The sequence below is a fragment of the Polaromonas sp. P1_F9 genome (genome assembly GCF_056405615.1).
This window is the reverse complement of the sequence record NZ_JBFUBT010000001.1, coordinates 379,589-394,132: the sequence shown is the minus strand read 5'-3', so window position 1 is coordinate 394,132 and position 14,544 is coordinate 379,589. Positions and strand designations below refer to the sequence as shown.

Below are 14,544 nucleotides of genomic sequence, written 5' to 3'. Positions count from 1 at the left end.
ACGTCAGGCAGCACTGCTTCCTGACAGGATTGAGCGCCATCTTACTCGAAAACTGAATTTTGCATCAATAATTATAAATGATGTAAACTTGGCCGAATTCATGAATTCCCCTCATGCCGAGCCTATGCTGCTCTCATTGCAGCATCGGCGTGAAGACCCCTGTTACGGTAAAACCATCCCATGTCCAAGCCCAGCAAAGAACCTGAATTTCCCTCAGCCAGCCTCGAAGCCTGGGCCAAAGCGGCCGCCAAATCAGCGCCAGGCGGCGATGTGGGGGCGCTGAACTGGCAGACGCCAGACGGCATCAGCGTCAAGCCGCTCTATACCGCTGAGGACACCAAAGACCTTCCGCACACCAACACACTGCCCGGTTTCGAGCCCTTCATCCGCGGCCCGCAGGCAACCATGTATGCGGTGCGCCCATGGACGATTCGCCAATATGCAGGCTTCTCTACCGCCGAGGAGTCGAATGCCTTCTATCGCAAGGCGCTGGCGGCTGGTGGGCAGGGTGTGTCGGTCGCGTTTGATCTGGCTACGCACCGCGGCTACGACAGCGACCACCCGCGCGTGACCGGTGACGTGGGCAAGGCCGGCGTGGCAATTGATTCGGTCGAGGACATGAAGATCCTGTTCGACCAGATCCCTCTGGACAAGGTTAGCGTCTCCATGACCATGAACGGCGCGGTGCTGCCGGTGCTGGCGGGTTACGTGGTCGCGGCCGAAGAGCAGGGCGTGAGCCAGGAAAAATTGAGCGGAACCATCCAGAACGACATCCTCAAGGAGTTCATGGTCCGCAATACGTACATCTTTCCGCCGCAGCCCAGCATCCGCATCATCGGCGACATCATTGAGTACACGGCGCAGAACATGCCGAAGTTCAATTCGATCTCGATCTCGGGCTATCACATGCAGGAAGCCGGCGCCAACCAGGCGTTGGAGCTGGCCTTCACGCTGGCCGACGGAAAAGAGTATGTGAAAACTGCGCTGGGGAAGGGCCTGGACGTGGATGAATTCGCCGGGCGCCTGAGCTTCTTCTGGGCCATAGGCATGAATTTCTACCTTGAAGTCGCCAAGATGCGCGCCGCCCGCCTGCTGTGGTGCCGCATCATGAAGGGCTTCAATGCCAAGAGCCCCAAGAGCCTGATGCTGCGCACGCACTGCCAGACCTCGGGCTGGAGCCTGACCGAGCAGGACCCGTACAACAACGTGGTGCGCACCACCATCGAGGCGATGGCTGCTGTCTTTGGCGGCACGCAGAGCCTGCACACCAACTCGTTTGACGAAGCGATTGCCCTGCCCACCGAATTCAGTGCCCGCATCGCGCGCAACACCCAGCTCATCATCCAGGAAGAAACCCATATTCCCCACGTGATCGATCCCTGGGCCGGCAGCTACATGATGGAAAAGCTCACCCAGGACATGGCTGACGCCGCCTGGGCCATCATTGAAGAAGTCGAGGCCATGGGCGGCATGACGAAAGCCGTCGACAGCGGCTGGGCCAAGCTCAAGATCGAAGCGGCCGCGGCTGAAAAGCAGGCGCGCATCGACAGCGGAAAGGACGTCATCGTCGGCGTCAACAAATACAAACTCAAGACCGAAGACGCCATCGAGTCGCGCGACATCGATAACGTGGCCGTGCGCGAGGGCCAGATCACCAGGCTCAAAGCCATCAAGGCCAGCCGCGACAATGCGGCGGTGCAGGCCGCGCTGGACGCACTGACGGCGGCCGCCGAAAATAACAATGGCAATCTGCTGGACCTCAGCATCAAGGCCGTGCGCCTGCGTGCCACGGTGGGTGAGGTCAGTGATGCCCTAGAAAAAGTTTACGGGCGCCACCGCGCCGATACACAAAAGGTGACCGGTGTGTACGCTGCCGCTTATGACTCCGCCGAAGGCTGGGAAACCCTCAAAACCGAAATCAACGCGTTTGCCGAAGAGCAGGGCCGCCGCCCGCGCGTGATGATTTCCAAACTCGGCCAGGACGGCCACGACCGCGGCGCCAAGGTGGTGGCCACGGCCTTTGCCGACCTGGGCTTTGACGTGGACATGGGTCCACTATTCCAGACGCCCGAAGAGTGCGCGCGCCAGGCGATTGAAAATGACGTGCACGCGGTGGGTGTTTCCACGCTGGCCGCCGGCCACAAGACGCTGGTGCCGGCCATCATCGCCGAGCTCAAGAAGCAGGGCGCCGACGACATCATCGTGTTTGTCGGTGGCGTCATTCCGCGGCAGGACTACGAGATGCTCTATGAAGCCGGCGTCAAGGGTATTTACGGCCCGGGCACACCGATCCCGGCCAGCGCCAAGGATGTGCTCGAGCAGATTCGCGCCGCTGTTGCGAAGTGAGTGCGCGGTGACGGACATCAGTTCCCGCCTGTCCTTGCAGCCGGTTATCGTCGGCGACTTCGAGGAGATGCTGGCCTTGCGCATCGATGCCATGCGCCCGAGCCTGGAGCGCGTCGGCCGCTTCGACTTGGCGCGTTCGCGAGAACGTTTGTCAGCCGGCTTTTTCCCGCAGTACATGCAGCACATCCTGCTCGACGGCGAGCGTGTGGGTTTTTTCACGCTCAAGCCGGAATGCGAAGCGGCCCTGCGGCTTGATCACCTGTATTTGCGCAATAGTGCCAGCGGCCGGGGCATAGGCGCATGGGTACTGCGGCAGGTGCTGGCCCAGGCGCGCGAGCGCGGCCTGCCCGTCCGGTTAACCGCCTTGAAAGAAAGTGATGCCAACCGTTTCTACCTGCGTCACGGCTTTGTGTTGCAAGGCGAAGAGGGTGTGGATCTGCACTATGAGTGGCCCGTCACGGAGTCTGCAACGTGACGGCTGCGCCTGATTTTCTCCAGACCATCACGGGCGCGGATGCGATGGCCCAGCGCCGCGCCATCGCCAAAGCCATCACGCTGCTGGAGTCCACCCGAGCCGACCACCGGGCGCAGGGCGACGAGCTGTTAACGGCCTTGCTGCCTCATACCGGCAAAGCCATGCGCCTTGGCATCAGCGGCGTGCCCGGCGTGGGCAAGTCCACCTTTATCGAAGTGCTGGGCATGTACTTGATCGCGCAAGGCCACCGCGTCGCGGTGCTCACCGTCGATCCTTCCTCCTCCGTCTCGGGCGGCTCCATCCTGGGCGACAAGACCCGCATGGAAAAGCTCTCGGTGCATGAGCGCGCCTACATCCGCCCCAGCCCTTCCAGCGGCAACCTGGGCGGTGTTGCCGAGAAGACGCGCGAGGCCATGCTGGTCTGCGAAGCCGCGGGTTACGACGTGGTGATTGTCGAGACCGTTGGCGTGGGCCAGAGCGAAACCGCCGTCGCCAACATGAGCGACATGTTTGTGCTGATGCAACTACCCAATGCCGGCGACGATCTGCAGGCGATCAAAAAAGGCGTGATGGAACTGGCCGACCTGGTCATCATCAACAAGGCCGATATCGACGCCGACGCCGCCATGCGGGCGGAGGCGCAGATCACCTCGGCGATGCGTTTGTTCGGCCTGGTGAACAACGCCATGGACAGCACGCAGGCTGCCAACTTCGACAAGAACTGGCACCCGCGGGTCATCCAGCTCAGCGCGCTTCATAACAAAGGCGTGGACGTGTTCTGGAAAGCCGTGATGCAGTTCAAGGCTTTGCAGACCGTCAATGGCCGTCTGGCCGCCCGGCGCCAGCAGCAGTCGCTGTCCTGGATGTGGGAGCGTATAGATGCCGGCCTCAAGCAAGCCTTTCGCCAGGACCCGCAAGTGCGCGAACGCCTGCCTGGCCTGATTGCCGAGGTGGCGCGCGGCGAAGTCGCGGCCTCGACAGCCGCCCGTAGTTTGCTGGCGCTTGCCGCCAATGGACGGGACCGATGAAGAAGATAGTGATCCTCTGCGTTCTGCTTTTGCAGGCCTGCCTGGCTTGGGCGGGTGGCATGGTCGCCGGCGAGCCGCAGAGCTTTGTCTTCACGGACAAGGGCTACTTCGCGGACAAGCCCGTCACTGTGCATTACTACAAGGCGCGCAGCGCTGGCCCCGATGCCAGGGTGATGGTGGTGATTCACGGCGCCGAACGCCAGGGTTCGCGCATGCGCGACAACTGGATGCCTTTTGCCGAGAAAAATAAACTCATCGTGCTGGCCCCGGAGTTTGACGAGGCGCGGTTTTCTTCCAGGTTGTTCAACATGGGCGGCATTGAAAGCCGTGATCGTGCCCAGTGGTCTTTCCAGATCGTCGAGCATCTTTTTGATTTTGTCCGTGCTGGTGAGGGCCTCGCGGCGAGCGACTACCTGCTGTTCGGCCACTCGGCGGGCGGGCAGTTCGTGCACCGCTTCATGCTGCTGACCGAGGCGCCGCGTGTCTCTGTTGCCGTGGCAGCCAATGCCGGCAGCTACACCATGCCCCGCTATCCAGGCCTGATGGAAGACAAATTTCCTTACGCGCTTAACGAAAGCATTGTCAGCCCCGACAAACTCAGGCAGGTTTTTGCCCGCAAGCTGATCGTGCTGCTTGGTGAAACTGACATAAAAACCGATGAGGCCAACCTTCCCAAGGCCAGGCAAGCCACAGCCCAAGGCGTGAACCGCTTTGAGCGCGGCACGCACTTCTTCGAGCAGGCCCAGACGCAAGCGCAGAAGCTGGGCACCCCCCTGACCTGGGAGCGTGTCACCGTGCCGGGTGTGGGGCATGACTCACGCCGTATGAGCCAGGCCGCCGCGCACCTTTTGTTTGATTCAAGCAAGTAAATTTTCACCGTCCAAAAATTGCGGAACACACCATGCAAGAAATTCTTGAACAACTCGAACAAAAACGTGCCGCAGCCCGTCTGGGTGGCGGGCAAAAGCGCATCGATGCGCAGCACGGCAAAGGCAAGCTGACGGCGCGCGAGCGGCTGGAGCTGCTGCTGGACGAAGGCACGTTTGAAGAGTGGGACATGTTTGTCGAGCACCGCTGCACCGACTTCGGCATGCAGGACAACAAAATTCCGGGCGATGGCGTCGTCACCGGCTACGGCATGATCAACGGCCGCCTGGTGTTTGTCTTCAGCCAGGACTTCACGGTGTTCGGCGGCGCCCTGAGCGAAGCTCATGCCGAAAAAATCTGCAAAGTGATGGACCAGGCCATGAAGGTCGGCGCGCCGGTCATCGGCCTCAATGACTCGGGCGGTGCCCGTATTCAGGAAGGTGTGGCGTCATTGGGCGGTTATGCCGATGTGTTCCAGCGCAACGTGATGGCCAGTGGCGTGATTCCACAGATCAGCATGATCATGGGGCCCAGCGCCGGCGGCGCGGTGTACTCGCCGGCCATGACCGACTTCATCTTCATGGTCAAGGACAGCTCCTACATGTTTGTGACGGGGCCCGAAGTCGTCAAGACCGTGACACATGAGGAAGTAACGGCCGAAGAACTGGGCGGCGCCACCACCCACACCACACGCAGCGGCGTGGCCGACCTGGCATTCGAGAACGACGTCGAGGCGATGCTGATGCTGCGCCGCCTCTACAACTATCTGCCGCTCAACAACCGCGAAAAAGCCCCGGTGCGCCCCAGCGCCGACCCGGCTGGCCGTATGGACCTGAGCCTGGACACGCTGGTCCCCGAGAACCCGAACAAGCCGTACGACATGAAGGAACTCATCGTCAAGACGGTGGACGACGGTGATTTTTTCGAAATTCAGCCCGAGTACGCGAAGAACATCATCATCGGCTTTGCCCGCATGGAAGGCCAGTCGGTCGGCATCGTCGCCAACCAGCCGTTGGTGCTCGCTGGTTGCCTGGACATCAAGAGCTCCATCAAGGCAGCGCGCTTTGTACGCTTTTGCGATGCCTTCAACATTCCGGTGATTACCTTTGTCGACGTGCCCGGCTTCATGCCCGGCACGTCACAGGAATACGGCGGCATCATCAAGCACGGCGCCAAGCTGCTCTACGCGTATGCCGAATGCACCGTGCCCAAGATCACCGTGATCACACGCAAGGCCTATGGCGGCGCCTATGACGTGATGAGTTCCAAACACTTGCGCGGTGACGTTAACTTCGCATGGCCCAACGCCGAGATCGCCGTGATGGGCGCCAAGGGCGCGGTGGAAATCATCTTCCGCGAAGACAAGGGTGACCCGGCCAAGCTGGCCGCCAAAGAGGCCGAATACAAGGCCCGCTTTGCCAATCCTTTTGTCGCTGGCGCGCGCGGCTTTATCGACGACGTGATCCTGCCGCATGAGACGCGCAAGCGCATCTGCCGGTCGCTGGTGATGCTGCGCGACAAGAAGATTGAGAACCCGTGGCGCAAGCACGGGAACATTCCACTGTAGGGACCGCGTGATGGCCAAGGCAATGCATGCTGCAGAGGTGAGGGTATTGACCGACATACCGAATATCGGGAAGTCGCTGGCGGCGGATCTGCAGTCCGTCGGCATTAAAACCCCGTCGGATGTGAAGCGCATGAACGCGTTGAAGATGTACGAGGCCTTGCGTGATCCCATGGGCCGGCGTCACGACCCATGCGTTCTTGACACCTTCATGGCAGCGAAAAAATTCATGAACGGTGGACCGAAACAGCCGTGGTGGGACTTTACGGCCGAGCGCAAGGCGTTGCTCGCCGAACAGGACAGGAAGTAAAAAGATGTTTACCAAAATACTGATTGCGAATCGGGGCGAGATCGCTTGCCGCGTCATTCTCACCGCCCAAAAAATGGGCATCAAGACTGTTGCGGTTTATTCCGATGCCGACAAGGACGCGCGCCATGTTGAGCTGGCGGATGAAGCCGTCAACATCGGCCCGGCGCCGAGCCGTGACAGCTATCTGCAGGCCGACAAGATCATCGCAGCTTGCAAACAGACGGGTGCGCAGGCGGTGCACCCGGGCTACGGTTTTCTGAGTGAAAACGCGGGATTTTCCAAACGTGTCGAGGAAGAGGGCATCATCTTCATAGGGCCCAAGCATTATTCGATTGCCGCCATGGGCGACAAGATCGAATCGAAGAAGCTGGCCGGCGCGGCGGGGGTCAACTGCATTCCCGGCGTGAACGATGCGATTGAAACTGCCGAGAAAGCCGTGGAGATTGCCAAGGGCATTGGCTACCCGGTCATGATCAAAGCCTCGGCCGGTGGCGGTGGCAAAGGTTTGCGCGTGGCTTTCAACGACAAAGAGGCCTTTGAAGGCTTTACCTCTTGCCGCAATGAAGCCCGCAACAGCTTCGGCGATGACCGCGTGTTCATTGAGAAGTTTGTCGAAGAACCCCGCCATATTGAAATCCAGTTGCTGGGCGATAGCCATGGCAATGTGGTTTATCTCAATGAGCGCGAATGCTCCATCCAGCGGCGTCACCAGAAGGTGATTGAAGAGGCGCCGTCGCCTTTCATCAGCGACGCGACCCGCAAGGCCATGGGCGAGCAGGCGGTGGCGCTGGCCAAGGCGGTGAAGTACCAGAGCGCCGGCACGGTGGAGTTTGTGGTCGGCAAGGACCAGAGTTTTTACTTTCTTGAGATGAACACCCGGCTGCAGGTGGAGCACCCGGTGACGGAATGCATCACCGGGCTGGACCTGGTGGAGTTGATGATTCGCGTGGCGGCTGGTGAGAAATTACCGATTGCGCAAAAAGACGTGCAGCGCAATGGCTGGGCGATTGAGTGCCGCATCAATGCCGAAGACCCGTTCCGCAGCTTCCTGCCTTCTACAGGCCGGCTGGTGCGCTTTCAGCCGCCCAAGGAGACCATGTTCGCGGCCGACACCTCGCAGCTGTACGGCGTGCGCGTCGACACTGGCGTACAGGACGGCGGCGAGATCCCGATGTTTTATGACTCGATGATCGCCAAGCTCATCGTGCACGGCAAGGACCGCAAGGAGGCGATTGCCAGGATGCGCGAGGCACTTAATGGTTTTGTGATTCGCGGCATCTCCAGCAACATTCCTTTTCAGGCGGCCTTGCTGGCGCATCCGAAATTCGTCGCCGGCGACTTCAACACGGGCTTTATTGCCGAGAACTACAGCAAAGGCTTTCATGCCGAAGACGTCCCGCACGACGATCCTTCCTTCCTGCTGGCGCTGGCCGCTTACGTCAACCGCCGCATGCTGGGGCGTGCCGCCGGCATCAGCGGGCAGTTGCCGGGCCATGGCGTGACGGTAGGGGAGGAGTTCGTGGTAGTCGGCCTGGGCGCTGCGGGACAGAACACGCAACACCCTGTCACTGTGCGAAATTATCAAGCGCAATCAGGCTCCGGCACAGTAGATACGGGCGCAAGCAGCTATGAAATCTGTAGCAACTGGCATTTGGGCGGTGCACGCATTCGGGGCACCGTGAACGGCCAGCCGTTCGCTGCGCAGGTCGAGCGCGGTGTCGGGCGCAACCCGCTGGCTATTCGCATTGCGCACAACGGCACACGGCTTGATGCCTTGGTACTGTCGCCGCGCGCGGCGCAGCTGCATGCGCTCATGCCCTACAAGGCGCCGCCGGACATGAGCCGCTATGTGCTGTCGCCCATGCCGGGCTTGCTGGTGGATGTTGCCGTGCAGGTGGGCCAGAAAGTGCAGGCTGGCGAGCGCGTGGCCGTGATTGAAGCGATGAAGATGGAGAACGTGCTGTTTGCGGTGGCTGATGGCGTGGTCGGCAAGGTGCTGGCGACCAAGGGCGAATCGCTGAGCGTGGACCAGCCGATAGTGGAGTTTGTCTGAATGTGGCCCCCACGGTCGCTCGCTTCGCGTAGCTTCCTGCCCCCCGAGGGGGCCGCTGCGCCTGCGGCCCGGCAAAGCCGGTTCCGCGGCCCCTGCTTGGAGAAGACCCGACCGCCTTGTCATCTTGGGTTGCCCGATGACAGCAATTGCTTGTTGAGGAAAAATAAATGACACGTCCCTTCAAAGTGCTGGGCATCCAGCAGATCGCCATTGGCGCCGCCAGCAAAGACCGGCTGCGCACTTTGTGGGTCGATATGCTGGGCCTGGAGGTCACTGGCAATTTTGTGAGCGAACGCGAGAACGTTGATGAAGACATCTGCGCCATCGGCAGCGGCCCGTTCAAGGTCGAGGTCGATTTGATGCAGCCGCTGGATGTGGACAAGAAACCTGCGGTGCACACCACGCCGCTCAACCATGTGGGCCTGTGGATTGACGACCTGCCCAAGGCTGTGGAGTGGCTGACAGCCAAGGGTGTGCGCTTTGCACCCGGCGGCATTCGCAAGGGCGCCGCGGGTTTTGACATCTGTTTCCTGCACCCCAAGGCTAACGACGAGTTTCCTGTTTCGGGTGAAGGCGTGCTGATTGAAATGGTCCAGGCGCCGCCCGAAGTGATCAAGGCGTTTGCCGCCTTGGGCTGAGCTGCTCAGTCCTTCTTGCCGCTCTCTCGCTGTGTGCGGGCGCGGGCCAAGGCGGCTTCAATCACCATGCGCTTGCGGTCTGTCACGGCGGGGTCGTCTCCAGGGCGTGCAGCCGAGGCGGGTAGCGGGGCCTGTGGCGGGTCTGTCGCTTTGCCTGCGCCCATCTCCTCCGGGCTTGTGCTGTTCCTGTACCGGGCCTGATGGAATTCATAACGGGCCCTGGCGGTATCGGCCTCTTGTGGGGACCATGCCGCCCAGCCTGTGCGCTCGCCGGTGACGTTTTCCAGGCTGATGCAGTCGACAGGGCAGACCGGGATGCACAGCTCACAGCCTGTGCACCAGGGCTCGATGATGGTGTGCATCATCTTGTTGCTGCCCATGATCGCGTCGGTCGGGCAGGCCTTGATGCACAGCGTGCAGCCGATACACCAGTTTTCGTCGATGAAGGCGACAGCACGCGGACCTTCTGTGCCGTTGGCGGGATTGAGCGGTTGAACGGGTTGACCGGTGATGGCCGAGAGCCGCTGCACGCCCTCAGCGCCGCCTGGCGGACATTGGTTGATGGGGGCTTGGTCTGTTGCAATGGCCGTGGCATATGCCGCGCAGTCAGGATAGCCGCAGCGGGTGCACTGGGTTTGGGGCAGTGCGGCGTTGACGCGCCCGAAAAGGCTGGAGTCGGAGGGGGAGATCACCCGCCTATTGTCCTACCAGTCATGGCCCGCTCTGCCTGCGCTCCACCTTCGCACGATCCGGCCTTGCCGCCGCCTTCAAGCCTTCTTGCTGCGTGCTGCTTTTTTTGCCGCCGGCTTTGCTGCGGCCTTCGGGGCGGCTTTGGCGGCAGGCTTTGCTGCTGCGGTGCGCACTGGTTTTGCTATCGTTTTGGTAGCTGCCGGCGCACGTTTGGCTTGGGCTGGAGTCCGATTGTTCTCAAGAATAAAGGCCTTGACCTGCGGATAGACAATCTCGCGCCAGCGGCGGCCGCTGAAAATCCCGTAGTGGCCCGCGCCCTTGACTTCCAGGTGCTTTTGCAGCGCCTTGGGGATGTTGTGGCAAAGACCGTGTGCTGCCTCGGTCTGGCCAGAACCGGAGATGTCGTCCAGTTCGCCTTCTACCGTGAAGTGGGCTGTGGTCTTGATGTCTTCGGGCCGTACACGCTCGACCTGGCCGTCCACGCCTTTGACGTCCCAGGTGCCGTTGACCAGTTTGAATTCCTGGAACACCGTCTTGATGGTGTCGAGGTAGTAGTCGGCATCCATGTCGAGCACGGCGTTGTATTCGTCGTAGAACTTGCGGTGCGCCTCGGCGCTGGCGTCGTCGCCCTTGAGCAAATCCTTGAAGTAGTCGTAGTGGCTGCTGGCGTGGCGGTCGGGGTTCATCGCGACGAAGCCGGTGTGCTGCAAAAAGCCGGGGTACACGCGCCGGCCAGCACCCGGGAAGTTGCTGGGCACGCGGTAAATCACATTGTTTTCAAACCACTCGTAGCTTTTGTTCATGGCCAGGTTGTTCACGGCCGTAGGCGACTTGCGTGCATCGATCGGGCCGCCCATCATGGTCATGCTCAAGGGCGTTGTCTCGCCGCGTGAGGCCATCAGCGACACGGCAGCGAGCACCGGCACGGTGGGCTGGCACACGCTGATGACATGGCAGTTGCCGTAAATGCCCTGGATATGGCGAATGAACTCCTGGACGTAGTTGACGTAGTCGTCCAGGTTGAATGAACCTTCGGAAAGCGGCACGGTGCGCGCGTTTTTCCAGTCGGTGATATAGACCTTGTGGTCTTTGAGCATGGTTTTGACCGTGTCCCGGAGCAGGGTCGCATAGTGGCCCGACAGCGGCGCCACAATCAGCACGGCGGGCTCGCCCTTCAGGCCTGTCAGCGTGGCGGGATCGTCGGTGAAGCGCTTGAAGCGGCGCAGCTCGCAAAAGGGTTTGTCGATTTCCACGCGTTCGTGGATGCTGACCTCAGTGCCGTTGACGTCCACCGTCCGGATGTCAAAAGCCGGTTTTTCGTAGTCTTTGCCCAGCCGGTAAATCAGGCTGTAGCCGGCAGCGACGCGTTGGGCAAACGGGTTTTGGCCCAAGGGCGACAGCGGATTGCCGTAGAGCTTTGCAGCGGCTTGCGCAAAGTCGACAAAAGGCTCCATCAAGGTGCGTTGGGCTTCATAGACTTGGTACAGCATCGGGGTCAACCTTGGGTTTAGGGTTACTTCGGTAAATCGTAATATGTTGCAGTGCAATATAACAGGGGGCTGCCGCACTGATTTGAGGATAACCACCAATACTGGGCGGTTTTCACACTGTTGACGCCAAAAGCACCACGATGGTGCTGGCTTGGCTTGCGGATCGATAAACCGCCACCACCTGCGGGATTGAAAGAACACTTACCATTCTGCCTGTAGCCGGTGGTTTTTGCCCGCCCTGAAGCTGCAGCCCTGAACAGGAAAACGACATGCTCCCCCCGATTGACGCCTCCGCGCTGGATCAACTGGCCTCCCTGAAGAAATCAGATCGGATGCCGGTGCTTTTTGTGGGCCACGGCAGCCCGATGAACGCCATCGGCGACAACGAGTACCGCCGCAGCTGGCAGGCGCTGGGCGCCGAGTTTGGGTCGAAATTCCCCAGGCCGCAGCTGATTCTGTGCATTTCCGCCCATTGGCTGACCGAAGGCTGGTGGTTGACGGCCATGGACAAGCCCAAAACCATCCACGACTTTGGCGGCTTTCCGCAGGATCTCTTCGACCAGCAATACCCCGCGCCCGGCGACACAGCGGCGGCGCAGGTGATCAGCCAGCTGGTCAGGCAGCGCGCGTCGGCGCCGCTCGGCCTGGACGAAGGCGAATGGGGGTTGGACCACGGTGCCTGGTCGGTGCTCAAACCCATGTTTCCGGATGCGGACATCCCGGTCGTCCAGCTCAGCATGGATTACAGCCGGGCGCCCGATGAGCACTACGCGCTGGCAAAGCAGCTGAAGGCGTTGCGGGATCGCGGCGTGCTGATCGTGGCCAGCGGCAATATCGTGCACAACCTGCGCCAGATGCAGCGCGGGGCCGCAGGTAACCAGGCCTACGACTGGGCGCTGGAGTTTGACCAGACGATAGGTGGCTACCTGCAGCAGGGCAATCTGGACGCACTGCAGAACTTCCAGAAGCTGGGGCAGGTGGCGAAAATGGCGCACCCCACCCATGAACACTACCTTCCGCTGCTGTACACGGCAGGTGCGGTGGATGCGAAGGAGCCGATACGGTTTTTCAACACCAGCTTTCAGGCCGGCTCGATTTCCATGCGGTCGGTTGTTTGGGGATGAATCTGCTGGAGCGGAGTGCCAGGTAGCTTGAGGCGCTATTGAATTGATAGCTGCTTGCGCCCGTCAGTAAAGGGCTAAAGCCTGTTTTTACCGAGAAAATTTGATTTTTACCGTTGCCGCGCCTTGGGCCGGTCATGCCACTTGCGGATGGACAACCTGCAGCCAGTTCCAGCGATCCTGATAAGCCTTCGCTTTTTGCTCGAACAGCGGCAGGTGGTTGCACAGCGGGTTGGGGCTGAGCTTGCCCTCGTACAACTGCGCCAGGCCGTTGGGTGCATAAAGCTCTACATCCGCCAGCTCCGCCGTATTTGCCCTTAAGCCGACACGCGTACAGCTCACCAGAAACCGGTCAATACCATCGCGGGCACTTTGCAGGGCGGGGTAGGGGAAACCGAAATACTCCTCATACCAGGTATGGACCCTGGCCTGGTTTTTGGCTTCCACCACAATGCCCCGGCTCGCAAAGCAGGCGCTGACACGTTCATTGACGGCTGCTTCGCCCGCGCCTGAAAGGTCGGCAGGGTCAAAGTAAAACAGGTCGTAGTCTTTGATGTGGGTTTCGGGCGGTTGCCCCGAATGCAGGTTCCATATTGTCTGGAAGAGGCATCCCGCCACCAGCCATGCGTCGGGCAGTCCCAGCGCAGGCAGGTGTTCCAGAATGAACCGGTTGTGGCGGTTTTTCAGCGCGTCCCGGATGAATTCATCCGGGAGTACGGCTTCAGAGGGAATCAGACGACCTTGGCAATCGACGCGCAGACGTAGTCGATGTTCTTGCTGTTCAGGGCGGCCACGCACATGCGGCCGGTGTCGGTGCCGTAAACGCCGAATTCATTGCGCAGGCGCACCATCTGGTCCTTGCTGAGGCCCGAGTAGCTGAACATGCCGATTTGCGCGGTGATGAAGCTCATGTCCTGCTTGACGCCGGCGGCCTTCAGGCCGTCCACAAGCTTTTGGCGCATGGCCTTGATGCGCACACGCATTTCGCTCAGCTCCTGCTCCCATTGGGTGCGCAGCGCGGGGGTATTGAGCACCGTGGCCACCACCATGCCGCCATGGATCTGCGGGTTGCTGTAGTTGGTGCGAATGACCAGCTTGAGCTGCGACAGCACGCGGTCGGCTTCGTCCTTGGATTCGCACAGCACCGACAGGGCGCCCACGCGTTCGCCGTAGAGGCTGAAGCTCTTGGAAAAGGACGTCGACACGAAAAAGCTCAGGCCGGCCGCCACAAATTTACCGATGACGGCGCCGTCTTCCGCAATGCCGTGGCCAAAGCCCTGGTAGGCCATGTCGAGGAAAGGCGTGAGCTTTCGCGCCTTGACGGCCGCGATCACCTGGTCCCACTGGGCTGCGGTGATGTCGTAGCCGGTCGGGTTGTGGCAGCAGGCGTGCAGCACGACGATGGTGCCTTCGGCGGCTGCATTGAGGGCGGCGAGCATGCCCTCGAAGTTGACGCCGCGCTTGGCTGCATCGTAGTAAGGATAGCTTTCAACCACGAAACCGGCCTGGCTGAAAAGCGCGCGGTGGTTTTCCCAGCTTGGATCGGAAATCAGCACCTTGGCATTGGGGCTGAGCTTTTTCAGGAAGTCGGCGCCGATCTTCAGGCCGCCTGTGCCGCCAATGCCCTGCGCGGTGGCCACGCGGCCGCTCTTGACGGGTTCACTCTCGACGCCGAAAACCAGACCCTTGACGGCCGCATCGTAGGCGGCGATGCCATCAATGGGCAGGTAGCCGCGCGCCTTGGGAGATTCCATCATGAGTTTTTCTGCTGCCTGTACGCATTGCAGCAGGGGGAGTTTGCCGTTGTCGTCGTAGTACACGCCTACGCCCAGGTTGACCTTGGCGGGATTGGTATCGGCATTGAACTGCTCGTTCAGGCCCAGGATGGGGTCACGCGGGGCCATTTCGACAGCGGTAAACAAAGACATGAAATATCCTCAGAGAAGTGAAAAGAAGGCGAAA

The 14,544-nt window shown here is 60.7% G+C and carries 13 protein-coding genes; 9 read left to right on the top strand and 4 right to left on the bottom strand.

What is annotated here, in order from left to right; genetic code table 11:
* Positions 1-180: 180 nt before the first annotated feature.
* The 8 genes from scpA (at position 181) to AC1DYR_RS01775 (ending at position 9,281) form a co-directional block, all read left to right on the top strand.
* Positions 181-2,346 (top strand): methylmalonyl-CoA mutase, encoded by a 2,166-nt coding sequence (gene scpA / locus AC1DYR_RS01810; RefSeq protein WP_477703580.1) that lies wholly within the window; start codon positions 181-183, stop codon positions 2,344-2,346.
* Between the two features lie 7 nt (positions 2,347-2,353).
* Positions 2,354-2,821 carry a GNAT family N-acetyltransferase gene (locus AC1DYR_RS01805; protein WP_477703579.1) on the top strand — a complete coding sequence of 156 codons (468 nt, stop codon included), beginning with the start codon at positions 2,354-2,356 and terminating at the stop codon, positions 2,819-2,821.
* A complete protein-coding gene (gene meaB, locus AC1DYR_RS01800) occupies positions 2,818-3,849 on the top strand; it encodes a methylmalonyl Co-A mutase-associated GTPase MeaB (protein ID WP_477703578.1) in 1,032 nt (343 codons plus the stop codon). Before AC1DYR_RS01805 ends, meaB begins: the two co-directional genes overlap by 4 nt.
* Positions 3,846-4,718: an alpha/beta hydrolase family protein gene (locus AC1DYR_RS01795; RefSeq protein ID WP_477703577.1), complete on the top strand. Its 873-nt coding sequence runs from the start codon at positions 3,846-3,848 to the stop codon at positions 4,716-4,718. Before meaB ends, AC1DYR_RS01795 begins: the two co-directional genes overlap by 4 nt.
* 32 nt (positions 4,719-4,750) lie before the next feature.
* Positions 4,751-6,283: an acyl-CoA carboxylase subunit beta gene (locus tag AC1DYR_RS01790; RefSeq protein ID WP_477703576.1), complete on the top strand. Its 1,533-nt coding sequence runs from the start codon at positions 4,751-4,753 to the stop codon at positions 6,281-6,283.
* A gap of 10 nt (positions 6,284-6,293) precedes the next feature.
* Positions 6,294-6,590 (top strand): helix-hairpin-helix domain-containing protein, encoded by a 297-nt coding sequence (locus tag AC1DYR_RS01785; RefSeq protein ID WP_477703575.1) that lies wholly within the window; start codon positions 6,294-6,296, stop codon positions 6,588-6,590.
* 4 nt (positions 6,591-6,594) lie between these two features.
* Entirely contained in the window at positions 6,595-8,643 is a 2,049-nt protein-coding gene (locus tag AC1DYR_RS01780; protein WP_477703574.1) for an acetyl-CoA carboxylase biotin carboxylase subunit, read from the top strand.
* A 167-nt stretch (positions 8,644-8,810) separates the two neighbouring features.
* A complete protein-coding gene (locus AC1DYR_RS01775) occupies positions 8,811-9,281 on the top strand; it encodes a VOC family protein (protein WP_477703573.1) in 471 nt (156 codons plus the stop codon).
* A 5-nt stretch (positions 9,282-9,286) separates the two neighbouring features.
* Here the strand turns inward: AC1DYR_RS01775 and rsxB are convergent, their stop codons facing one another.
* Both rsxB and AC1DYR_RS01765 read right to left on the bottom strand, forming a co-directional pair.
* Complete coding sequence (gene rsxB / locus AC1DYR_RS01770; RefSeq protein ID WP_477703572.1) at positions 9,287-9,973, bottom strand: electron transport complex subunit RsxB; 687 nt, start codon at positions 9,971-9,973, stop codon at positions 9,287-9,289.
* Between the two features lie 75 nt (positions 9,974-10,048).
* Complete coding sequence (locus tag AC1DYR_RS01765) at positions 10,049-11,461, bottom strand: polyhydroxyalkanoate depolymerase (RefSeq protein WP_477703571.1); 1,413 nt, start codon at positions 11,459-11,461, stop codon at positions 10,049-10,051.
* Positions 11,462-11,730: 269 nt separating this feature from the next.
* On the opposite strand from AC1DYR_RS01765, the gene ygiD reads away from it, so the two are divergent.
* Positions 11,731-12,585, top strand: a complete 855-nt coding sequence (ygiD, locus tag AC1DYR_RS01760; RefSeq protein ID WP_477703570.1) for a 4,5-DOPA-extradiol-dioxygenase — start codon at positions 11,731-11,733, stop codon at positions 12,583-12,585.
* A 132-nt stretch (positions 12,586-12,717) separates the two neighbouring features.
* Here the strand turns inward: ygiD and AC1DYR_RS01755 are convergent, their stop codons facing one another.
* Both AC1DYR_RS01755 and AC1DYR_RS01750 read right to left on the bottom strand, forming a co-directional pair.
* Positions 12,718-13,314 carry a nucleotidyltransferase family protein gene (locus tag AC1DYR_RS01755; RefSeq protein ID WP_477704114.1) on the bottom strand — a complete coding sequence of 199 codons (597 nt, stop codon included), beginning with the start codon at positions 13,312-13,314 and terminating at the stop codon, positions 12,718-12,720.
* Positions 13,314-14,510 (bottom strand): amino acid aminotransferase, encoded by a 1,197-nt coding sequence (locus AC1DYR_RS01750; protein ID WP_477703569.1) that lies wholly within the window; start codon positions 14,508-14,510, stop codon positions 13,314-13,316. The genes AC1DYR_RS01755 and AC1DYR_RS01750 overlap by 1 nt, the downstream gene beginning before the upstream one ends.
* Positions 14,511-14,544: the final 34 nt, after the last annotated feature.